The 20,433-nt window shown below is 48.2% G+C and carries 20 protein-coding genes; 14 read left to right on the forward strand and 6 right to left on the reverse strand.

Going from position 1 to position 20,433, the window contains the following annotated elements:
* Positions 1-103 precede the first annotated feature (103 nt).
* The 6 genes from HPS57_RS06125 to HPS57_RS06150 all read right to left on the reverse strand — a co-directional run bounded on the left by HPS57_RS06125 (position 104) and on the right by HPS57_RS06150 (position 6,708).
* Positions 104-1,975: a YgiQ family radical SAM protein gene (locus HPS57_RS06125; RefSeq protein WP_172181220.1), complete on the reverse strand. Its 1,872-nt coding sequence runs from the start codon at positions 1,973-1,975 to the stop codon at positions 104-106.
* Positions 1,923-2,246, reverse strand: a complete 324-nt coding sequence (locus HPS57_RS06130) for a DUF8442 family protein (RefSeq protein ID WP_172181418.1) — start codon at positions 2,244-2,246, stop codon at positions 1,923-1,925. Before HPS57_RS06130 ends, HPS57_RS06125 begins: the two co-directional genes overlap by 53 nt.
* Positions 2,247-2,347: 101 nt before the next feature.
* Entirely contained in the window at positions 2,348-2,800 is a 453-nt protein-coding gene (locus HPS57_RS06135) for a type II toxin-antitoxin system VapC family toxin (protein WP_172181222.1), read from the reverse strand.
* Positions 2,787-3,062 (reverse strand): hypothetical protein, encoded by a 276-nt coding sequence (locus HPS57_RS06140; RefSeq protein WP_172181224.1) that lies wholly within the window; start codon positions 3,060-3,062, stop codon positions 2,787-2,789. Before HPS57_RS06140 ends, HPS57_RS06135 begins: the two co-directional genes overlap by 14 nt.
* Positions 3,063-3,221: 159 nt before the next feature.
* Positions 3,222-6,035 carry a golvesin C-terminal-like domain-containing protein gene (locus HPS57_RS06145; protein WP_172181226.1) on the reverse strand — a complete coding sequence of 938 codons (2,814 nt, stop codon included), beginning with the start codon at positions 6,033-6,035 and terminating at the stop codon, positions 3,222-3,224.
* Between the two features lie 130 nt (positions 6,036-6,165).
* Complete coding sequence (locus HPS57_RS06150) at positions 6,166-6,708, reverse strand: 1-acyl-sn-glycerol-3-phosphate acyltransferase (protein WP_172181228.1); 543 nt, start codon at positions 6,706-6,708, stop codon at positions 6,166-6,168.
* A 297-nt stretch (positions 6,709-7,005) separates the two neighbouring features.
* On the opposite strand from HPS57_RS06150, the gene HPS57_RS06155 reads away from it, so the two are divergent.
* The 14 genes from HPS57_RS06155 to HPS57_RS06220 all read left to right on the forward strand — a co-directional run bounded on the left by HPS57_RS06155 (position 7,006) and on the right by HPS57_RS06220 (position 20,387).
* The gene (locus tag HPS57_RS06155; protein WP_172181230.1) at positions 7,006-8,649 is read left to right on the forward strand and encodes a diphosphate--fructose-6-phosphate 1-phosphotransferase; all 1,644 of its coding nucleotides are present in this window, start codon (positions 7,006-7,008) and stop codon (positions 8,647-8,649) included.
* 102 nt (positions 8,650-8,751) lie between these two features.
* A complete protein-coding gene (locus tag HPS57_RS06160; protein WP_172181232.1) occupies positions 8,752-9,558 on the forward strand; it encodes a glycoside hydrolase family 25 protein in 807 nt (268 codons plus the stop codon).
* Positions 9,551-10,927 carry a tRNA (N(6)-L-threonylcarbamoyladenosine(37)-C(2))-methylthiotransferase MtaB gene (mtaB, locus tag HPS57_RS06165; protein WP_172181234.1) on the forward strand — a complete coding sequence of 459 codons (1,377 nt, stop codon included), beginning with the start codon at positions 9,551-9,553 and terminating at the stop codon, positions 10,925-10,927. Before HPS57_RS06160 ends, mtaB begins: the two co-directional genes overlap by 8 nt.
* A gap of 39 nt (positions 10,928-10,966) precedes the next feature.
* A complete protein-coding gene (locus HPS57_RS06170; RefSeq protein ID WP_172181420.1) occupies positions 10,967-11,983 on the forward strand; it encodes a glycosyltransferase family 2 protein in 1,017 nt (338 codons plus the stop codon).
* A 2-nt stretch (positions 11,984-11,985) separates the two neighbouring features.
* A complete protein-coding gene (locus HPS57_RS06175) occupies positions 11,986-12,864 on the forward strand; it encodes an ABC transporter substrate-binding protein (RefSeq protein ID WP_172181236.1) in 879 nt (292 codons plus the stop codon).
* A 170-nt stretch (positions 12,865-13,034) separates the two neighbouring features.
* Positions 13,035-14,543, forward strand: a complete 1,509-nt coding sequence (atpD, locus tag HPS57_RS06180) for a F0F1 ATP synthase subunit beta (RefSeq protein ID WP_172181238.1) — start codon at positions 13,035-13,037, stop codon at positions 14,541-14,543.
* A gap of 12 nt (positions 14,544-14,555) precedes the next feature.
* On the forward strand, positions 14,556-14,795 hold the full coding sequence (gene atpC, locus HPS57_RS06185; RefSeq protein ID WP_172181240.1) for an ATP synthase F1 subunit epsilon: 240 nt from the start codon (positions 14,556-14,558) through the stop codon (positions 14,793-14,795).
* Positions 14,796-14,865: 70 nt separating this feature from the next.
* A complete protein-coding gene (locus tag HPS57_RS06190) occupies positions 14,866-15,267 on the forward strand; it encodes a hypothetical protein (protein ID WP_172181242.1) in 402 nt (133 codons plus the stop codon).
* Positions 15,268-15,270: 3 nt separating this feature from the next.
* Positions 15,271-16,311 (forward strand): F0F1 ATP synthase subunit A, encoded by a 1,041-nt coding sequence (gene atpB / locus HPS57_RS06195; RefSeq protein ID WP_172181244.1) that lies wholly within the window; start codon positions 15,271-15,273, stop codon positions 16,309-16,311.
* Between the two features lie 146 nt (positions 16,312-16,457).
* Positions 16,458-16,694, forward strand: coding sequence for an ATP synthase F0 subunit C (gene atpE / locus HPS57_RS06200; RefSeq protein WP_172181246.1), 237 nt, complete (start codon positions 16,458-16,460; stop codon positions 16,692-16,694).
* 27 nt (positions 16,695-16,721) lie between these two features.
* Complete coding sequence (atpF, locus tag HPS57_RS06205; protein WP_172181248.1) at positions 16,722-17,243, forward strand: F0F1 ATP synthase subunit B; 522 nt, start codon at positions 16,722-16,724, stop codon at positions 17,241-17,243.
* A gap of 10 nt (positions 17,244-17,253) precedes the next feature.
* On the forward strand, positions 17,254-17,787 hold the full coding sequence (locus HPS57_RS06210) for a F0F1 ATP synthase subunit delta (protein ID WP_172181250.1): 534 nt from the start codon (positions 17,254-17,256) through the stop codon (positions 17,785-17,787).
* Position 17,788: 1 nt separating this feature from the next.
* Positions 17,789-19,372: a F0F1 ATP synthase subunit alpha gene (gene atpA, locus HPS57_RS06215; protein ID WP_172181422.1), complete on the forward strand. Its 1,584-nt coding sequence runs from the start codon at positions 17,789-17,791 to the stop codon at positions 19,370-19,372.
* A gap of 46 nt (positions 19,373-19,418) precedes the next feature.
* Complete coding sequence (locus HPS57_RS06220) at positions 19,419-20,387, forward strand: F0F1 ATP synthase subunit gamma (RefSeq protein WP_172181252.1); 969 nt, start codon at positions 19,419-19,421, stop codon at positions 20,385-20,387.
* The last annotated feature ends 46 nt before the right edge of the window (positions 20,388-20,433 follow it).

Genomic DNA, 20,433 nt, shown 5'->3' on the forward strand with positions numbered 1-20,433 from the left:
TAAAGTTTATTAATGTTTGCCGTTTTCTGCCACGTTCCTTTCCATGTTGGAAATCCTGTTTATTTCATTGTGCCACAGGAATTGTGCTGTTTTGTGGTTATTCTTAACGTTTGCCGTGTCGTTTCGGTTTGAATGGGCGTGCCGGCGCTGTCCCTTTGTACAGTGCTGCGATGAGGTCAGGGCGCCCCATGTTGCGCAAAGCCTGCTCGATGTTACGTCGTTCCTCAGGCTTGTACCAGAAGAAGAACTGCCGTTGCTGCAACTTCTCTTTCTGCGATTTGGCAGAATAGACAGGCTCGAGAGTGTACGGGTCGTAGCCGGTGTACCATGTTTCGGTGGCTATCGTCAGCGGGGTGGGAGTGAAGTCCTGTACCTGTTCCAGTTGGAAGTCCAAGCCTTTTGTTATCACGGCAAGCTCTGCCATGTCCTCGGTGTGGCATCCCGGGTGGGAAGAGATGAAGTAAGGGATAATCTGCTGGCGCAGTCCCTCTTCACGGCAGATACGGTCGAAGATGCGCTTGAAGTCGCGGAACTGTTGGAACGATGGCTTTCTCATCAGTCGCAGCACCTTGTCGGAAGTGTGTTCCGGTGCGACTTTCAGGCGGCCTGACACATGATTCGTGATGAGTTCGCGTGTATACTGCCGTGCAGCTTCGTTGGTTTTCTCGTCTTTTGAGTGGTGCAGCAGCAAGTCGTAGCGCACTCCGGAGCCGATGAAACTCTTTTTTACGCCCGGCAAAGCATCGACCGCATGGTAAATGTCAAGCAGTTTGCTGTGGTCAGTGTCAAGGTTCGGGCACACATTCGGGTGGATGCACGAAGGCCGTTTGCACGCTTCGCATGCTTTCCTGTTCTTGCCTGCCATGCCATACATGTTTGCCGACGGCCCTCCGAGGTCAGACAAGTAGCCTTTGAAGTCTGGATGCTCCATGACCTTCTTCACCTCACGCAGGATGTTCTCCTTGGAACGGCATGTGATGAATTTCCCTTGGTGTGCCGATATGGTGCAGAATGCGCAGCCTCCGAAGCATCCACGGTGGATGTTGACAGAGAGTTTTATCATCTCATAAGCAGGAATGCGCTTGCCTTTGTACTTAGGGTGCGGCATTCGTGTGTACGGCAAGTCGTGCGAGCGGTCAAGTTCCTCAGTCGTCATGGTAGGATATGGAGGATTGACCACGACAAACTTCCCGTCCACTTCCTGCAGCATGCGCTGCGCATGAATACGGTTGGACTCTTCCTCAATGTGCCTTATGTTCTCAGCCTGTGCGCGTTTGTTCTTCAGGCACTCCTCATGCGAGTGGAGCAGGATGTCGTCTTTCGTGATGCCGTCAGGGATTTCCTCCTTCCGGCATAGCACAACAGTCTGCGGAAGGTCCTTGATTTCGCTGACAGGAGTGCCGTCGGCGACACGTTTTGCCAGTTCTGTGCTGACACGTTCTCCCATTCCGTAGGTTATCATGTCGGCATCAGAGTCGCATAAGATGCACTTCTGCAGACGGTCCTGCCAATAGTCATAGTGCGTGACGCGTCGCAGTGAAGCCTCGATGCCGCCAAGAATGACCGGTGTGTCAGGATATAACTGCTTGAGAATCTTTGTGTAGACTATCGTAGGATATTCCGGGCGGCAGTCGTGCCGTCCGTCAGGCGAGTAGGCATCCTCACTTCTCAGGCGGCGGTTTGCTGTGTATTTGTTGACCATGGAGTCCATGCAGCCCGGTGAAATGGCAAAGAAGAGGCGAGGCTTGCCCAGCTTCTTGAAGTCGCGGAAGTCGCCGTGCCAGTCCGGTTGCGGCACAATAGCGACACGATAGCCTTCCGCCTCCCATGTCCTGCCTATTACGGCAGCACCGAAAGACGGGTGGTCAACATACGCATCGCCGGAGAAGATGATTATGTCGACATAATCCCAGCCGCGCAGTTCAAGCTCCTTCTTGGTCGTTGGTAGAAAGTCCGTCAGCATCATGTTCTGCATACAGCGTGATAAGGTTAGCGAGCCCGATTGCCTTCATGTCAGGATTGTAGATGACATCAAAGCAAAGGTCCATAAGATTCTTGTCCGAAGTCCCCTCATGTTCAAGGAGTGCGCGTATGTTCAGGCGCAGTTTGCCGAGCACTGTCTCGTCGACGATGCCGTTACTGTCTATGAGGTTGCGGAAAAGACTGTACTTTCTCAGTGTCGCAAGGTGCTCCGCTGTGATTTCAATGGTGCGTGTACCTTTGGCGTTGGCTATGATTTGCATAATGTGATGATTGTTTTCTGTTGGTTATGTTTCTTCGTTGTTTTATTAATAGATTGGGGCGTTAGGTTGGGTAATTCTGTTTGCTTGCATTCACACATTGAGGATTATTTAGCTTTCAGCATCAAATCAACAAAGTTTTGTGGTGATATTACCGTTATGCTGTCTGTCTTTTCGAAATTCTTGATATTATTTGTGACAAGGAAATTGCAATTGCATTTCAATGCCGTTTGTAGTTGGAAACTGTCTTCAAGGTCATTGAAAGCCATGTCATTAATGCCGTTGCGCAAGGCGGTTTCGTCAATCCCTGCAACAGTCATAGTGTCAAGAATGTTGGTTAGGATTGTCCGTATTGCTGAAACTTTATTGTCACCGAATATCCCATTTTTCTTTAAATACCTTTCCAAATAAAAGCTTGTTGTGTAAATGGTGGAGACTGATATGACGCAATCGCTTTTGCCGAAAGAGCGCAATATGGTCTTCACATGGTCAGAACCTTCTCTTTTGAGTAAGAGGTCAAGGATTACATTCGTGTCAAGAAACAGTCTAAATTTCCCCATAACGTTCGTTCATTATGTCTTCACGTGTAACCTTATAGTCCACACCATCGTCATGCAGTACCCCACACAATTGCTCTATGCAAGCCAAACGCTTTTCTGCCGTGCTTTTCTCAACTTCCGGTTCTTGTGAATCAATATTGAGCACAAGCCTTAATAATTTGTTGGCATAAGCCTCAATGGATTGCCGCTCACTCATTGCGCGGGCACTAAGTGCGCTCATGACATTGTTGTCAAGACGAATAGTTTTGTGTTTTGTAATCATAGTGTCCTGTTTTGAGATTTTCAATTGCAAAATTAATACATTAAATCGTGAATTCCAAACAATTGCGGATGTTTTTTTGCTTGCCTGACAGGCATGAACCATGTGGCGTGAATACTCGTTTCTTTGAGTGTAACTCTATGATTAAGCAGATGCAGCCCATCATTCTTTCTTTCCTCGTCTGAGGAAAGCCAGTATCTTTTTCATCAAAAGATTCCTGTTTGCGGCATCCTTCACGCATTCAAAAGGGAAGCCAAGTGCAAAGACCCGGTACGCGTCACCATCATAAGTCACAGAAGCCTGAGAGCCGGAAGCGTAGGCAAGGTACTTTTGGTCAGAGAGTGAGTCGGTGGAAAACAGGATGTCCGATGCCACAGAGGCATAATGCTTGTCGTTCACGTGCCTGAAGACGGACATTTGCATGCCGTTCCCAGAGACGATGTCCATTGGCTCGCTCTTGCGGAAAGGCAGTGAGTCGCAGTCCGTTCCGCCGTACATTATGTGGAGATTGTCGGCAAGCCATGCCTGCTCTTCCTCTTCCTGCATGTCCGAGGCGATATAGCTTCCGCTGAGGAACAGCCCTCCTCCGCGCTCGATGAATGCTTCGATGCCTTCACGCATTTGCGGGGTGAACGTCTTGTAGGTCAGGAGCGAATAACCGTCGTCCTTCTCGTTGCCAAAGAGGATGTCAAGGACGCTCACGCCGGTGATGTCCGTCTGTTGTGAGAAGCAATTAGAAGAAAGGCTCACAACGTTATATTTTCCTGCGTTCCTTACGGCTTCCGCATGGGCAAAAGCGTAGTTGAAGTCATTGCCGGCAGTGAAGCGTCCAAGCAAATCGTTGTTTGTGAAGCCAAGTCCTGTGCCTTTTCCTGCCTGCGTTTTGTCAAAGACCTGCTGATGGCCAATCCATGCAGGAGTCTTCCCGAGCGACAGTCCTACGTCGGCATCAAGGTCAAACCCGCAGATGCTGTCAGTCTCCACGACAGCCGGTGACGACAGTCGGTGGAAGGCGTTGACAATCATCACAGTCTCTTTCGCCTCAGGAGAATAAAGCGCGACAAGCTCTTCCGTCGGAAAACTCTCACCTCCGCTGTTGGCGGCAGTGAGGCGGAAGCGGTAGAGGGTGTTCGGTGACAGGCGGATTTTATGCTCTGTGCCTTTTATTATATGACCGTTGTCGTAGCCGGTTTTGTCAGTCCCTGTGTACAACACATAGGAGTCTGGAACGGCGGACGGCTCGAGGGAGTCGGTCTGCGCGCTCCACTTTAATGTCAGTTCGTCACCTTCCAGCGTGGCAGCAGAGAAATTCTGCGGAGTGAGTGGCTGCACGACAGCCTGCCTTCCGTCCCTTTCGCAAAGCCAGCGCAGTATGGTTTTGTAGATAGCGCGTGAAAGGACAAACTTGAAGTTCGGATCATGGCCGCATTTCAGGTCAGGGAAATTCTCGTGGGACATGGTCTCGAGTATCGCCGACGGCTGTGCCGGCAGGCGCGTCTCGCTGTAATTCTTGTCCCAAACCTCACGCACCACCCATTTTCCGAATGCCTTGTTAAGGTCGTTCGACACACTTCTCAGCAGTTCGGTCGCAAAGTTTTTTGACACGGAGCGCGGCCTTCCGTCCGCTGTCTCCTTATTGTTGAAGTTTGTCGTGCATATTGTCAAAGTGCCGTAGTGCGTCGTGAAATCGCGCAGCCAGCCGGCATCGCTGTGTATGGCAAGCTGCAAATCGAGGGGCACATGCCCGAGATGAGTGTCGCCGCGCTGAAGGTTGATTTGCTGCAGCGGTGTCCCGTTGACGCTGTCAAGCACCGCCATGGCAGTCGAATCGATGACAGCTTCGGACAAACTGTCAGGGTATGCCGTGCCAAAGCTGTCGATGTTCGCCTTCGTTATGCTGTCAACGTACAGCCGTACAGCATTTTCGGCAAGCGTGAGTGAGTCGATGTCGAACACCGGATGCTGCGGAGTGGGGGATTCGATGGGGTTGGTGCACGAACCGTACGACAGCCAGTTGGAAGCCAGTGAACGGCAGTTGATGTCCTCACTGTAATCGTTTTTCCCTGTTTTTGTCATGTACATCGCCTTCGGCACTCCTGCAAACTGTGTGTAGTAGCGTGCAGCCTCCAAGGCACGCGGCAGTCCGGAAGTCTTGCCGCCACGCTGATGATCGCCCATACCGCCACCGAAGCGCACGGCGTCGGTGGTCACGACTCCCTTCTGCGCACTGCGGTTTGTCACACACACATAATTGTTTGTCGGAGCATTTGCCTCAAATTCAAAAGTGCCGAGGTACACCCATGTCGAACTGCCCATTTGCTGGTTGACACGGAACGTGGTGGCTGTCCCCCGGTGGCACACTATGTATTCGGCATCGTCTATCGACTCTTCCACCGTCTGGTAGCTGACATAGACGGCATATCGCCCCCTTTCGCGAATCTTTGGGAAATAGAAAGCTCGCGCCATGTCCGTCCCTGTCCCGGCAGTCGTCCTTGCCATTCTTGCCGTTCCTGTTGCAAAAGGGCGGTCACCGTCCTTGTAGCACATTCCCGTGGTGGCGAATCCCGGCAGCGGTGATGTCACCCAGCCTGCCTTTCCCGCACTTTCTGAGTATCCTGATTGCGGCATGTCGTTGTCGACGATGACCATGTTCGTCTGCCAGTCCCTCTCTCTCGGCACGAAAATGTTCGCTCCGGCGTTCTCGAGCATAGGGATAAGATAAGGATAGACTATGGATTGCGTGAAGACATCCTCGCATGTGCCGTAGAGCTGTGCCCTTTGCCATTCCCACCTGTCCCTGCTGATGTTGTAGTATCTGCCGTGGCTTGGCCAGACAGACAAATGTTTGCCTGCCAGACCGTTCTCGATTGTCGTCGCTTTGGATACGTTTCTGACCCACGGCTGCTGTGCGCTGACGGATAGTAATATGTTGATTAACAGTACAGTTAGTGTTATCTTTCGAAGCATTTCTGTCATGATGTCGCAAGTGCCTTTTTCCTCGGCAATGCGAAAGGTAACGTTTTATGTAGTGAAAGGTAACCTTTCGCATGGTAAAAGGTAACCTTTTGTTGGGTGAAAGGTAACCTTTTGCAAAGCCGAAGAGAAGCTATATTATGAAATTCTCGGGATGCTTGCCTTCAAAGGCAGTATAATAGCGTTTTATCTCCTCCATGTCCTTGTCGATGTCGCCCGATGGAATGATGGTTTTCGTGCATGTTATCATCCTTTTTCCGTAGTCCATGCCATAGAGGAGTATCGGCATTTTGGCTTTCAGCGCGATATAGTAAAAGCCCTTTTTCCATTCCTTTGTCGCGCTCCTTGTCCCTTCGGGAGTCACACAGAGCTTGAAGCTCTCCTTGCTTTTCGCCGTTTCGGCAAGAGTGTCGGTCATCGATGTGCTCTTCTGCCGGTAGACAGGGATGCCGCCCATGCTCCTGAACAAGATGCCGAGAGGCCAGAAGAACCACTCCTTTTTCATGAGGAAATTCGTGTGCATCCCTTCAGCCATGGCAAAAAGCTGCCCTATGATGAAGTCCCAGTTGCTTGTGTGCGGTGCGAGGCATATTATGTATTTGTCCGGATGCTCTTGGGTTATGTCCTTCTTCCAACCCATAAGTCCGTAGAGAATCCATTGGCAAAGTCTTTTCATGAGGTTACATTTTGTGCAAGTGCAAATTAGGGTTCAAAGTTATAAAAAATCTCTCAGATAGCCTAATTTGCAAATAAAAAAGTTTTATTTTGGATTTTTTTTTGCTGTTTGTTCGGTTTTTTGCCAAGAAATTGTTATCTTTGCAGGAGGAAAATGAGTATTGCGCCGGAACGCTGAGTGACGTTTTTGACGCATGGTTTTGCGCGTCGGGTGCCGGAGAAATCCTTTGCCGTTTGCTGCGCCCGACAAAGTTGTGATAAAGATTTCATACGATAACATAAACAAACAACAAGAACTATGGAAAAAAGTGCATTGCAGATTGCTCGTGCCGCTTACCAGCCAAAGCTCCCTGTGGCTTTGCGTGGCGCACTGAATGCTGTAGAAGGTGAGCCGACACAGTCAGTCGCTGACCAGGAGGAAGTAGAGAAACTTTTCCCTAACACTTACGGAATGCCATATCTTCGCTTTGAGCCTGTTGACGGCGAGATGAAGACACAGCAGATGAACGTGGGCGTTATCCTTTCAGGCGGACAGGCTCCCGGCGGTCATAATGTCATCTCCGGTCTCTTTGACGGTATCAAGAAACTGAATCCGGCAAACAAGCTCTACGGTTTCATCCTTGGTCCGAGCGGACTTGTAGAGCATAACTACATGGAACTGACTGCGGAGATTGTTGACGAGTACCGCAATACAGGTGGTTTCGATATTATTGGTTCCGGCCGTACAAAGCTCGAGAAGAAAGAGCAGTTTGACAAGGGTCTTGAAATTCTCAAGGCACTTGACATCAAGGCGCTCGTAATCATCGGTGGTGACGACTCCAACACTAACGCTTGCGTGCTCGCCGAGTACTACAAGGCTATCGATGCTGGTGTGCAGGTGATTGGCTGCCCTAAGACTATCGACGGCGACTTGAAGAACTCCGAGATTGAGACTTCATTCGGTTTCGATACAGCTACCAAGGTCTACTCAGAGGTTATCGGCAACATCATGCGCGACTGTAACTCTGCCAAGAAGTATTGGCACTTTGTCAAGCTCATGGGCCGTTCTGCTTCTCACGTCACACTTGAGTGCGCTCTTCAGACACATCCGAACATCACCCTCATCGGTGAGGAGGTTGAGGCTAAGAACCAGACTCTTGACGACGTTGTCACATACATCGCTGACGCAGTGGCTGACCGTGCCACACGCGGCATGAACTATGGCGTGGTGCTCGTGCCGGAAGGCCTTATCGAGTTTATCCCTGCCATCAAGAAGCTGATTGCGGAACTTAACGATATGCTTGCAGCAAACCAGGCAGACTTCGACCTCGTTGCCGACGATAACAAGATCAGCTACGTGCTGAAGCACCTCTCTGACGAGAACGCTGCTATCTTCAAGAGCCTGCCTCTCTCTGTTTCACGCCAGCTCGCCCTTGAGCGCGACCCACACGGAAACGTGCAGGTTTCTCTCATCGAGACAGAGCAGCTGCTCGCAGAGATGGTTGGCAAGAAGCTCGCTGAGTGGAAGAAGGAAGGTCTCTTCAACGGCAAGTTCTCTACACAGCACCACTTCTTCGGCTACGAGGGACGTTGCGCAGCTCCGTCAAACTTTGATGCTGACTACTGCTACTCTCTCGGTTTCAACGCTTCCATGCTTATCGCTGCAGGCAAGACAGGCTACATGTCTTCCGTTAAGAACACATCCAAGCCTGTTGACGAGTGGATTGCGGGAGGTATTCCTATCACCATGATGATGAACATGGAGAAGCGTAACGGCGAGATGAAGCCTGTGATACGCAAGGCTCTTGTGGAGCTTGACGGCAAGCCATACAAGTATTTCGTTTGCCACCGCACAAAGTGGGCTCGTGAGACCGACTTCGTATATCCTGGCCCGATACAGTATTTTGGTCCGGCAGAGGTGTGCGACCAGCCGACAAAGACATTGACTCTCGAGCACGAATAATCCTTTCGCTATAAGCATACATGACGCGCAGAACCCATCGTTTCGGGCTTGCGCGTCATGGGATGTGCAGTTTAGGCTGCATGAATTTCATAAACACGTTAAGTGGGAAAGAAAAGAACTACCAAAAATAAAAGAAAGCCACTCAGCCGCCATCCCAAATGGGTGTGGTGGCTGGGTGGCTTTTTGCTTGTGGCTGCCTACACCTGGGCTTTCTGGTATTTCTTCGTTTCTCCGACATCCTTCCGCTGGCAGGCGCTGTATGGTGATGCCAATTATCCGGAAGGTTATGAAATCCATGGCATAGATGTCTCCCATTATCAGGGAGACATTGACTGGGCGTTGCTCCGTACGGCGACCATCGATCGTTGTCCGGTGCGTTTTGTCCTCATAAAGGCGACGGAAGGCGCGAGCATTGTTGACGAGAACTTTGAAGAAAACTTCTTCCAGGCGCGTGAACACGGGTTCATACGTGGCGCGTACCATTTCTACAGCCTTAAGACTCCTGCCAAGCAGCAGGCGGAATTCTTTCTTGCAAACGTGCCGCTTGAAGCAGGCGACTTGCCTCCAATCCTTGATGTGGAGCATAAGGCGAAGGACCGTTCGGTGGAAGATTTCCAGCGCGATGTGCTGACATGGCTGCATACGGTGGAGAACAAATATCATGTCAAGCCCATTATATATACCTATTATAAATTTAAAGAGAAATACCTTACCGACGCGCGCTTTGACGATTATCCTTATTGGATAGCGCACTACTATGTCGACAAGATGCAGTACAAGGGCAAATGGAAATTCTGGCAGCATACAGATGCCGGCAGGCTGCCCGGAATAGAAGGTGAGGTGGATTTTGATATTTATAATGGGTCTTTTTATGACTTAAAGAAACTCTGTTTACCGGAAGATGACTGACAATAATATTTTCAAAGGAAAGAAAGCCGCATATTTCACGCTTGGATGCAAATTGAATTTTGCAGAGACATCGACATTCGCTGAGATGCTGGAGAAGAGAGGCGTCGTTACCGCCGCAAAGGGTGAGCAGGCAGACCTCTGCCTTATAAACACTTGCTCCGTGACGGAGGTTGCTGACCATAAATGCCGGCAGCAGATACATAAGATGGTGCGTAACAATCCCGGAGCTTTTGTCGTTGTGACAGGCTGCTATGCACAGCTTGAGCCGGAGCGCATAGCGGCAATAGAAGGTGTTGACCTTGTCCTTGGCTCAAACGAGAAGGCAGACCTGATGCAGTATCTTTCCGATGCGTGGACAGAGAAATCCGGTGCCGGCAGTGGTGAAGGGCGTGGCACAATTATCTCGGAGAACCTTCATCGCCACCATAGTGTTAAGACAAAGGACATCAAGTCTTTCGCTCCGTCATGCTCGCGTGGAAACAGGACACGCTATTTCCTTAAGGTTCAGGACGGATGCAACTACTATTGTACATATTGCACAATACCTTATGCACGCGGAAATTCGCGCAACCCTTCTGTAGAATCACTTGTGGCTCAGGCTCGTGAGGTTGCGGAAAGAGGAGGAAAGGAGATTGTACTGACAGGCGTTAATATCGGGGATTTCGGTCAGACAACGGGCGAGACATTCCTTGAATTGGTGAAGGCTCTTGACAAGGTTGAGGGCATTGAGCGCTACCGTATATCGTCGATAGAGCCGAATCTGCTCACTGATGAGCTGATAGAGTATTGTGCAGGCTCGCGCGCCTTCATGCCTCATTTTCACATTCCTCTGCAATCCGGAAGCGATGAAGTGCTGAGGCTTATGCACCGCCGTTATGACACGGCTCTGTTCCGTCGTAAGATAGAACTTGTAAAGTCATTGATGCCGGATGCGTTTATCGGTGTTGACGTAATGGTCGGATGCCGTGGCGAGACACCGGAATGCTTTGAGGAATGCTATGAGTTCATCAAGTCTCTTGATGTGCAGCAGCTTCATGTGTTCCCGTATTCGGAGCGTCCGGGGACTGCGGCACTGAAAATACCGTATGTCGTTGGGGATAAGGAGAAGAAAGAACGCTCACATCGTCTGCTGGAGCTGTCGGACTTGAAGACAGAGGCTTTCTATAAAGGCTTTATCGGAAGAGAGATGCATGTCCTTATGGAGAAAGCTCCGAAGGGTAGGGCAATGCACGGATTCACAGATAACTATGTCCGTGTGGAGATTCCTGCCGACTTAGCAAGGGATGAGTATGACAATGAAATCTTGAAAGTAAGGCTTGGCGGCTTTAACAGTGACAAGACTGCGCTGATGGCAGAGCTGCTTTCATGATAACAGTGTGTGTATAAATGATATGGAGGCTTTTTCATGATGAAAGTATCTGTTATAATCTTGAACTGGAACGGTGCTGCCATGATGCGCCGCTTCCTGCCTTCTGTTGTCGCTAACACCGACGGTGCGGAGATTGTTGTCGCGGACAATGGGTCGGATGACGACTCGCTTGCGATGCTTGCATCCGAGTTCCCGTCTGTGCGTGTGATTCGCCTTGACAGAAATTATGGTTTTGCGGAGGGCTATAACCGTGCTATAGATGAGGTGAATAGTGAGTATGTTGTGCTTCTCAACAGTGACGTGGAGACTCCGAAAGGCTGGCTTTCTCCTCTTGTTGAGTATATGGATGCAAATCCGGATGTGGCGGCATGTCAGCCTAAACTCTTGTCTTTCGCTGATAAAAACTCTTTTGAGTATGCCGGTGGGGCAGGCGGATTTGTTGACAGGTTTGGCTATCCTTTCTGCAGAGGAAGGCTCTTTGGTGTCGTGGAAAAAGATAATGGGCAGTATGATGATGTGTGCGACATACATTGGGCTACGGGCGCATGCATGATGGTCCGTAGAAAAGCCTATTTGGATTCAGGAGGACTTGACGCACGTTTCTTTGCGCATAACGAAGAGATTGACATTTGCTGGCGCATGCGCCTGTTCGGCTATCGTATCGTTTGCGTCCCGGGCAGCGTTGTTTATCATCTTGGAGGAGGGACACTTCCGCAAGGCAACCCGCGTAAAACATACTTGAACTTCCGCAACAATCTGACAATGCTTTACAAGAATCTGACGGACGCTTCGCTGAACAGTGTGATGAGGTGGAGGCTGTTGCTTGATTATGTTGCCATGTTGCAGTCATTGCTGAAAGGCAATATTGCGGATGTGAAGGCAATCCGCGCTGCACGCAGGGATTTCAAAGCATGGAAGAGTGACTATGCTCCTTTGCGTAAGGAAATACAGAAGCGCGCTCGCAAGAATGGCAAGGTATGTGATTCTTACACAGCTCCGTACTCTGTGATTGTGAAATATTACCTATTTGGAAAGAGATGTTTTTCTGATTTATGATAATGATGAAGATTAGTAAATTGATTATAGTGCAGAAACGTTTGCTTTATGCGCTACCATGCGTTTTAGCCTTGCTTGCCGTTTGGGGTGTTGCCAGTGTTGTTTCACAAAATGGTGAAGAAGGCGATGGCTCTGCCGTTTCCGACACTTGCATGACTGTTGCCGTTACCCCAACAATGGATTGCCTTCCGGTTTATGTTGCTGTAGAGACAGGCATTGCGGCGGAAATGGGATGTGATTTGGCTTTGCAGGAGCATACATCGATAGCCGATTGTGACACTGCGTTGGTTGGAGGTTCTGCATTCTGTGCGTCGACGGACAGTGTCAGGGCAGAAATGCTTTTGGCTGGAATGAAGAAAGGTGCGAAAGAAAAATATTCGATAGTCAGGAATCCGAACAGCTGTCTGTATCTTTTTGCAAATCGTAAGGTACGTGTGAAGAAGGCCTCTCAGCTGAAGGACAAGATGATAGCTGTGGATCGTAAAGGTGCGGATGGCATGATGGCTCAATATGTGCTTGACTCCGTGAAACTTGTTGATGATAAGGCGTTTCTTGTGAACATCCACAGTCTGAATGTACGTATGGCAATGCTTGCAAACAATACTATGGATGCTGCTGTGCTACCGGAACCACAAGCAACTGTTGCACGTAAGGTCGGGCATGTGAATCTGTATTCGGAATGCAGCCGTGGTGGAAAAGTGTATGGTGCTTTTCTTGTGAAGAAAGAGAGTAGGGAACTGTTTGCCAAAATCTATAACCGTGCTTGCGACTCCATAAACAAGAATGGAATAGCGCACTATGATTCAATACTTGTGAGAAGAATGGCAGTACCGGAAAAATTTTTGAAAGATATTCCAACAAGAATGTTTGTTAAATTATAAAAAAAAAATAATTTTATTTCTTGATTTGGATTATTTTTGGTATCTTTGCAGCGAATAAAACATATACAACACTCCCATTCAGACTTGTGGAATATTGCTTTCCTCCTGATTCTGTGCAGAGTGCGTAAGGTGAAAATAAATAATAAAAACAATAACTAAAACATTGATTTATGTCACAGGTTAATGGACGCATCTCCCAAATTATCGGTCCTGTTATTGATGTGTACTTTGACACTAAAGGGCAGGACCCGGAGAAAGTGTTGCCAAAGATTCATGACGCTTTGAAAGTGAAGCGCCCTGATGGCTCTGACTTGATTATAGAAGTTCAACAGCACATCGGCGAGGATACTGTACGCACTGTCGCCATGGACAATACTGATGGACTGCAGAGAGGGCTTGAGGCTGTGCCGACAGGTTCTCCTATTGTTATGCCTGCCGGTGAGCAGATCAAAGGTCGAATGCTGAACGTGATTGGTGCACCTATTGATGGTATGAAAGGACTTTCACAGGAAGGTGCATATCCTATTCACCGCGAGGCTCCAAAGTTTGAGGAACTCTCAACCTCAAAAGAGATGCTTGCAACGGGTATTAAGGTGATTGACCTTTTGGAACCTTATCTTAAAGGTGGTAAAATCGGTCTGTTCGGTGGTGCCGGTGTGGGTAAGACTGTGCTTATCATGGAGCTTATCAACAACATCGCCAAAGGACATAACGGTTTCTCTGTCTTTGCCGGTGTAGGTGAGCGTACTCGTGAGGGTAATGACCTTATCCGCGAGATGATTGAGTCCGGAGTTATCAAATATGGTGATAAGTTCAAAGAGGCTATGGCAGAAGGCAAATGGGATTTGTCTCTCGTTGACCCGGAAGAACTCAAGAAATCACAGGCAACACTTGTCTATGGTCAGATGAACGAACCACCTGGAGCACGTGCTTCCGTGGCTTTGTCAGGTCTTACCGTGGCAGAGGAATTCCGTGACCAAGGTGGTGACATCCTGTTCTTCATTGACAATATCTTCCGTTTCACACAGGCAGGCTCTGAGGTTTCCGCTCTTCTCGGACGTATGCCGTCAGCTGTGGGCTACCAGCCGACACTGGCATCAGAAATGGGTTCTATGCAGGAGCGTATCACATCTACAAAGACAGGTTCTATTACATCAGTACAGGCAGTGTATGTCCCTGCCGATGACCTGACTGACCCTGCACCTGCTACAACATTTACTCACCTTGATGCTACAACAGAGCTTTCACGTAGTATTGCGCAGCTTGGTATCTATCCGGCGGTAGACCCATTGGGTTCTACATCACGAATCCTTGACCCGTTGGTTGTCGGCAAGGCACATTATGATTGTGCCCAGCGTGTAAAGCAGATTCTTCAGCGTTACAAGGAACTTCAGGACATCATCGCAATTCTCGGTATGGATGAGTTGTCCGATGAAGATAAGCTGACGGTAAACCGTGCACGCCGTGTACAGCGCTTCCTCTCACAGCCGTTCACTGTTGCAGAACAGTTTACAGGAGTGAAGGGTGAGATGGTTTCTATCGAGGATACCATAAAGGGATTCAACATGATTCTTGACGGTGAGCTTGACGACTTGCCTGAACAGGCATTCCTTAATGTAGGAACTATTGAACAGGCTATAGAAAAAGGTAAGGCTCTGCTTGCGCAAGCACAGGAATAAAAACTCTTCGCTATGCTTACTCTTAATATCGTATCTCCGGAAAGGACAGTTTACAGCGGAGCGGCAGAGAAAGTCGTTGTGCCCGGAACATTGGGACAGTTTGAAATCCTTGAAAACCATGCTCCACTGATATCATCTTTGGACGAAGGCGAAATAAGGTATGTGACTGCTGATGGTGAATGTTCATTTACTGCAAAAGGAGGCTTTGTCGAAGTGAAAAAGAACAATGTGGATATCTGCGTTGAAATTTAGGAAGACGCTGTAAGGATTTCTGCATAGAATGTTCTTTTGAATGAAGACAGGTGAGAATGAAAACAAAGTGATGGATAAGAAAGATGTAGAAAAGGCATTTAAAAGATATATCGCACAACTCTTTGGCATTGTGGCTGCACTCTGTCTGCTTGCAGGAACTCTGATGTCATTAGAGGTTGTTGGTGATATTATGATGCCATTGACAGTCAGTTGCATATTCATGTTGGCTGTGGGAATTGTGATTTCTTTTGTTTGGAAGAAAGTTGCAATGTCAAGTCCGGACTCTTTGACAACATTCTTTACTGCGGTCTCAGGTTTCAGGATGCTTCTTGCCCTGATGACCCTTTTGGGATGTTACATTGCAGTCGGGCGTGACAATATGGACAAGTATGTGATTGTCTTCATGGTGTTCTACTTTGCGTCTCTTGCACATCACTCAATGTTCTTTGCGCATATTAACAATAAAAACTGAAAAATGAAACGTATCAAGTCTATACTGCTTCTTGCTTTTCTGCTTCTTTCCGTGCTGCCAATGAAGGCTAACGGAGGTGAGCAGAAAGAGGAAGGCTTGAATATTCCGGAAATTGTGCTTGAGCATCTTGCCGATGCTTACGAATGGCACGTTGCTTCTTATGAGGGAAAGCATCTGAGCATCCCATTGCCAATCATTGTGAGAAGCGAGCAAACTGGCGAATGGACGTTCTGCACAGCTCATAGTCTTCCTGAACAGTACTTTTTCAATGCTGACAGTCATGGTAAGATTTATGAAAAGCTGGCTGACGGTACAACTGTGCGCCCGATTGATTTGAGCATAACAAAGTCTGTTGCACAGATATGGATTGTCGTTATCGTACTGCTGACTGTCTTCCTCAATTGTGCAAAATGGTACAAAAAGCGGGATTGCAAAAGCGAGGCGCCACGAGGCTTCGTTGGAGCTGTGGAAATGCTTACAATGACAATACATGATGACTTGTGCAAGAGCTGTATTGGCGAGAAGCATTACAAGCCATACGCTCCATACCTCCTTACGGTCTTCTATTTCATTTTTGCAACGAACCTTATAGGGTTGATTCCTATATTCCCGGGCGGTGCCAATGTCACCGGCAACATAAATGTAACAATGTTCTTGGCATTGTGCACAATGTTGGTGATAAACGTTTTTGCTAATGCCCATTACTGGAAGGAAATCTTTTGGCCGGAAGTGCCGGGACCGTTGAAGTTGCTGATGATTCCAATAGAAATGTTCGGAGTCTTTACAAAGCCGTTCGCTTTGATGATTCGTCTTTTCGCAAACATGATGGCGGGACATGCTGTGATTCTCTCGTTCACTTGCGTCATATTCCTTGGCTGGTCAATGGGAGCGGCTTATGGTCTTGGATTGAACTTGTTCAGTGCTATGATGCTTCTGTTCATGAACTGCCTCGAAGTCCTTGTGGCATTTGTTCAGGCTTATGTGTTCACGCTTCTCTCTGCTGTGTTCATCGGGCTTGCTCATGTGGAGCACCATGAGGCGTAGTCGGTAATGTTGCCGGAAGAATAACAGTATTATCAGTATTGACAGTATTAACAATGTTGACAATACTGACATTCCTGACAATATTGACATCAATATAAAATAAGATAATAAATAAAAAACAATTAATAACTTAAAACTCAAAAACTATGATTTCATTATTAGTAGAAGGTTCTATTGCAGCTATGGGCTGCGGTATTGGTGCAGGTATAGCAACAATCGGTGCAGGTCTTGGTATTGGTAAGATCGGTGGCAGCGCAATGGATGCCATTGCACGTCAGCCGGAGGCTGCAGGAAAGATTCAGACAAACATGATTCTTACTGCTGCTTTCGTTGAGGGTTGTGCCCTTTTTGCTATCGCGGCATGTGCGTTCCTTATCAAATAATAAAGACTGATATTCAATTAGAAGAGAATGGATTTAAGTAATTTGCCTGCTATACTCACACCGGACCTTGGTCTGCTGTTCTGGATGATGCTGGCATTTCTTGTGGTCTTCTTCGTACTCGCCAAGAAAGGTTTCCCCGCCATAGTCAATATGGTAGAGGAGCGCAAGGCGTACATCGATGAGAGTCTGAAAAAGGCTCATGAGGCAAACGAGAAATTGGCAAACATCCAGGCGGAAGGCGAGAAAATATTGCTTGAGGCACGTGAGCGTCAGTCACAGATTGTGAAGGAGGCTCAGGCAACTCGCGACAATATGATAGCCCAAGCAGAAGTCAAGGCACGTGAGGAAAGCGCGCGCATTATTGCAGAAGCAAAAGCTCAGATTGAGTCAGAGAAGAAGAATGCCATCGCTGACATCCGTCAGCAGGTTTCCATTCTCAGTGTGGGCATTGCCGAGAAGATATTGCGCCAAAAACTTTCTGACGACAAGAGTCAGATGGCTTATGTTGACAAGTTGCTGGATGATGTTTCTTCTTATGCTAAACAATAAAAGATAGAGTATGGATTTAGGCGTTATTTCAATTCGCTATGCGCGTGCCCTTCATAAGAGTGCCGTGCAGACGGGCTGTGATGAGGATGTCTATAACGATATGGTGACTTTGGCCAGTGCGTATATGGACGTGCCTCAGTTGCGCCACACCATTGACAATCCTATGCTCCCACAGGAGAAAAAGGAAAGTCTGCTCAAGGCTGCTTGCGGTGCGAAACCGGCAGAATTGACAATGCGCTTTCTCAAACTCGTCTTGCAAGAGGGCAGGGAGACGGTGATGCAACTCATTGCCCAGTCATACATCACTCTATACCGCAAGCAGAAGAATATCATTCACGGACGTCTCATCACTGCCACTGCTGTCAGTCCTGAAACCGAAAACAAGGTCCGCCAAATGGTGGAGCACAGGACAAATGGCACTGTGGAATTCCTTACCGAGATTAACCCGGACATAATTGGCGGTTTCATTCTCGAGTATGATACTTACCGTATGGATGCCAGTGTGAAGTCAAGGCTTCAGAGCATCCTAAAACAATTAAAGTAAAATAATGGACAAGATAAAACCAAGCGAAGTATCTGAAATTTTGCTTCAGCAACTCAACAGCATCGGAGCCGAGCATAATTTTGACGAAGTGGGTACAGTGCTTACCGTGAATGATGGTGTTGCACGTATCTACGGACTCAACAATGCGGAGGCAAATGAGCTTCTTGAGTTTGAGAATGGTACGATGGCTATCGTGATGAACTTGGAGGAAAACAATGTAGGTTGCGTTCTTCTCGGTTCCACGAGCGGTATCAAGGAGGGAATGAAGGTAAAGCGCACAAAGCGTATTGCTTCCATTCGTGTAAACGACAATATGCTTGGTCGTGTCATCAATCCTATTGGCGAAGCCATTGACGGACTTGGTGACATTGACCTTACTGACGCTTACGAGATGCCACTTGACCGTAAGGCTCCGGGCGTTATCTATCGTCAGCCTGTGAAGCAGCCTTTGCAGACAGGTATAAAGGCTGTTGACTCGATGATTCCTATCGGCCGTGGTCAGCGAGAGCTTATCATCGGTGACCGACAGACAGGTAAGACAGCTATCGCCATTGATACAATCATCAACCAGAAGTCTTTCTATGAGGCAGGCAAGCCTGTCTATTGCATCTATGTTGCGATAGGACAGAAGGCTTCCACTGTGGCAGCACTCGTGCAGAACCTTAAGGAGAAAGGAGCGATGCCTTATACAATCATTGTTGCCGCTACAGCTTCTGATCCTGCTGCCATGCAGTACTATGCTCCTTTTGCAGGTGCTGCCATCGGAGAGTATTTCCGCGACCGTGGCGAACACGCACTTGTTGTGTATGATGACCTGTCAAAGCAGGCTGTCGCTTATCGTGAGGTGTCACTCATCCTTCGTCGTCCGTCAGGACGTGAGGCTTATCCTGGCGATGTCTTCTACCTCCACTCCCGTCTTCTTGAGCGTGCTGCGAAAATCAATGAGCAGCAGGAAGTGGCAGAGCAGATGAACGACCTTCCGGCATGCTTGAAAGGAAAGGTGAAAGGCGGTGGCTCACTCACAGCGCTTCCTATCATTGAGACGCAGGCAGGTGACGTGTCAGCATATATCCCTACCAATGTGATTTCTATCACTGACGGTCAGATTTATCTGGAGTCAGACCTCTTCAACCAAGGCTTCCGCCCTGCTATCAATGTCGGTATCTCTGTATCCCGTGTCGGTGGCTCTGCACAGATAAAGTCAATGAAGAAGGTTGCAGGCACATTGAAGATTGACCAAGCTCAGTATCGTGAGTTGGAGTCTTTCTCCAAGTTCTCAAGTGACATGGATGCCGTTACTGCCATGACTTTGGACCGTGGACGTAAGAACAACCAGCTTCTCATCCAGGCACAGTACAGTCCTATGCCTGTAGGCGAGCAGGTTGCCATACTCTATTGCGGTACACACGGCCTTATGTCACCTGTTCCGGTTGAGCGTATCCGTGAGTGCCAGGACCAGTTCCTTGAAGTAATGCGCACACAACATCAGGATGTCATAGATTTCCTTGGTGCAGGAAATATTGATGACAATGCAACTGATACTATAGAGAAGGTTATGGCAGATGTTGCCGGCTCTTTCAAATAGAATCAGGTAATGATTCCCTGATGTATAATTCTTAATTTGAAAGCGTATGGCTTCATTGAAAGAAATAAAAGACCGAATAGCATCCATCAACAGCACCCGTAAGATCACGAGTGCCATGAAGATGGTGGCAAGCTCAAAACTCCACCATGCTCAGGTGATGATAGAGAATATGCTTCCGTACGAAAGGAGGTTGGAGCATATTCTCAAGACTTTCCTTGCCAGTGAGGTTGATGCTCGTAACATCTATTCCGAGGAACGCCCGGTGAAGAAGGTTGCAATCATAGCCTTTAGCAGCAACAGCTCATTGTGTGGTGGTTTCAATGCCAATGTCATCAAGGCATTGCAGAAGGCCGTTGAGGATTATAAAGAACTCGGTCAGGAGAATATCGTCGTTTATCCCGTAGGGCGCAAGATAGCCGAAAAGGCTGTCAAGTTAGGTTTGCCTGTTGCGAACGACTTCAATAATCTCTGTGACCATCCATGTGTCAATGGATGTGTGGATATAGCCAAAGATGTTGCAGGGAAATTCCGCAATGGTGAGATTGACAAGGTGGAACTTATCTATCATCATTTCAAGAGTGCCGGCTCGCAGGTTCTGAAGCGCAAGACATATCTTCCTATTGACATCACGGAAGTGGACTTCAATGAGGAAAAGGTACGTGACCTGAAGACGCAGATTGCTACAAAGGAAACGCAGGAGTATCTTGCACGGCATGCCCGTGAAGAGGCTGAAAAGGCTAATGAGGATGTTGTGCCTCTCAATGACAACTTCATTGTAGAGCCGGACCTCTATACCGTTCTCAGCAGGCTTATTCCGCAGTATCTCAAACTGAAGGTCTATACAGCTCTTCTTGACAGCAATGCCTCAGAGCACGCTGCCCGTATGGTTGCCATGCAGACAGCGACAGACAATGCCGATGAATTGTTGCGTGTGCTTAACCTTCAGTACAACAAGTCGCGCCAGCAGGCTATCACCAACGAATTGCTTGACCTTGCCGGTGGTTCACAGAATTAACAATTTATTTGTATTCATACTGATGTTGTTGAACTTGTGCCCAATG

The organism is Palleniella intestinalis, assembly GCF_013166595.1.
GTDB classification, from domain to species: domain Bacteria; phylum Bacteroidota; class Bacteroidia; order Bacteroidales; family Bacteroidaceae; genus Prevotella; species Prevotella intestinalis.

What these genes read in the sequence shown, in the direction of transcription:
- HPS57_RS06145 (WP_172181226.1), bottom strand. Translation starts at nt 6,035, where the DNA reads ATGACAGAAATGCTTCGAAAGATAACACTAACTGTACTGTTAATCAAC.
- HPS57_RS06220 (WP_172181252.1), top strand. Translation starts at nt 19,419, where the DNA reads ATGGCTTCATTGAAAGAAATAAAAGACCGAATAGCATCCATCAACAGC.
- atpC (WP_172181240.1), top strand. Translation starts at nt 14,556, where the DNA reads ATGCTTACTCTTAATATCGTATCTCCGGAAAGGACAGTTTACAGCGGA.
- HPS57_RS06135 (WP_172181222.1), bottom strand. Translation starts at nt 2,800, where the DNA reads ATGGGGAAATTTAGACTGTTTCTTGACACGAATGTAATCCTTGACCTC.
- HPS57_RS06155 (WP_172181230.1), top strand. Translation starts at nt 7,006, where the DNA reads ATGGAAAAAAGTGCATTGCAGATTGCTCGTGCCGCTTACCAGCCAAAG.
- atpF (WP_172181248.1), top strand. Translation starts at nt 16,722, where the DNA reads ATGGATTTAAGTAATTTGCCTGCTATACTCACACCGGACCTTGGTCTG.
- HPS57_RS06210 (WP_172181250.1), top strand. Translation starts at nt 17,254, where the DNA reads ATGGATTTAGGCGTTATTTCAATTCGCTATGCGCGTGCCCTTCATAAG.
- atpB (WP_172181244.1), top strand. Translation starts at nt 15,271, where the DNA reads ATGAAACGTATCAAGTCTATACTGCTTCTTGCTTTTCTGCTTCTTTCC.
- HPS57_RS06175 (WP_172181236.1), top strand. Translation starts at nt 11,986, where the DNA reads ATGATGAAGATTAGTAAATTGATTATAGTGCAGAAACGTTTGCTTTAT.
- HPS57_RS06125 (WP_172181220.1), bottom strand. Translation starts at nt 1,975, where the DNA reads ATGCAGAACATGATGCTGACGGACTTTCTACCAACGACCAAGAAGGAG.
- HPS57_RS06170 (WP_172181420.1), top strand. Translation starts at nt 10,967, where the DNA reads ATGAAAGTATCTGTTATAATCTTGAACTGGAACGGTGCTGCCATGATG.
- HPS57_RS06140 (WP_172181224.1), bottom strand. Translation starts at nt 3,062, where the DNA reads ATGATTACAAAACACAAAACTATTCGTCTTGACAACAATGTCATGAGC.
- atpE (WP_172181246.1), top strand. Translation starts at nt 16,458, where the DNA reads ATGATTTCATTATTAGTAGAAGGTTCTATTGCAGCTATGGGCTGCGGT.
- HPS57_RS06150 (WP_172181228.1), bottom strand. Translation starts at nt 6,708, where the DNA reads ATGAAAAGACTTTGCCAATGGATTCTCTACGGACTTATGGGTTGGAAG.
- atpD (WP_172181238.1), top strand. Translation starts at nt 13,035, where the DNA reads ATGTCACAGGTTAATGGACGCATCTCCCAAATTATCGGTCCTGTTATT.
- mtaB (WP_172181234.1), top strand. Translation starts at nt 9,551, where the DNA reads ATGACTGACAATAATATTTTCAAAGGAAAGAAAGCCGCATATTTCACG.
- HPS57_RS06190 (WP_172181242.1), top strand. Translation starts at nt 14,866, where the DNA reads ATGGATAAGAAAGATGTAGAAAAGGCATTTAAAAGATATATCGCACAA.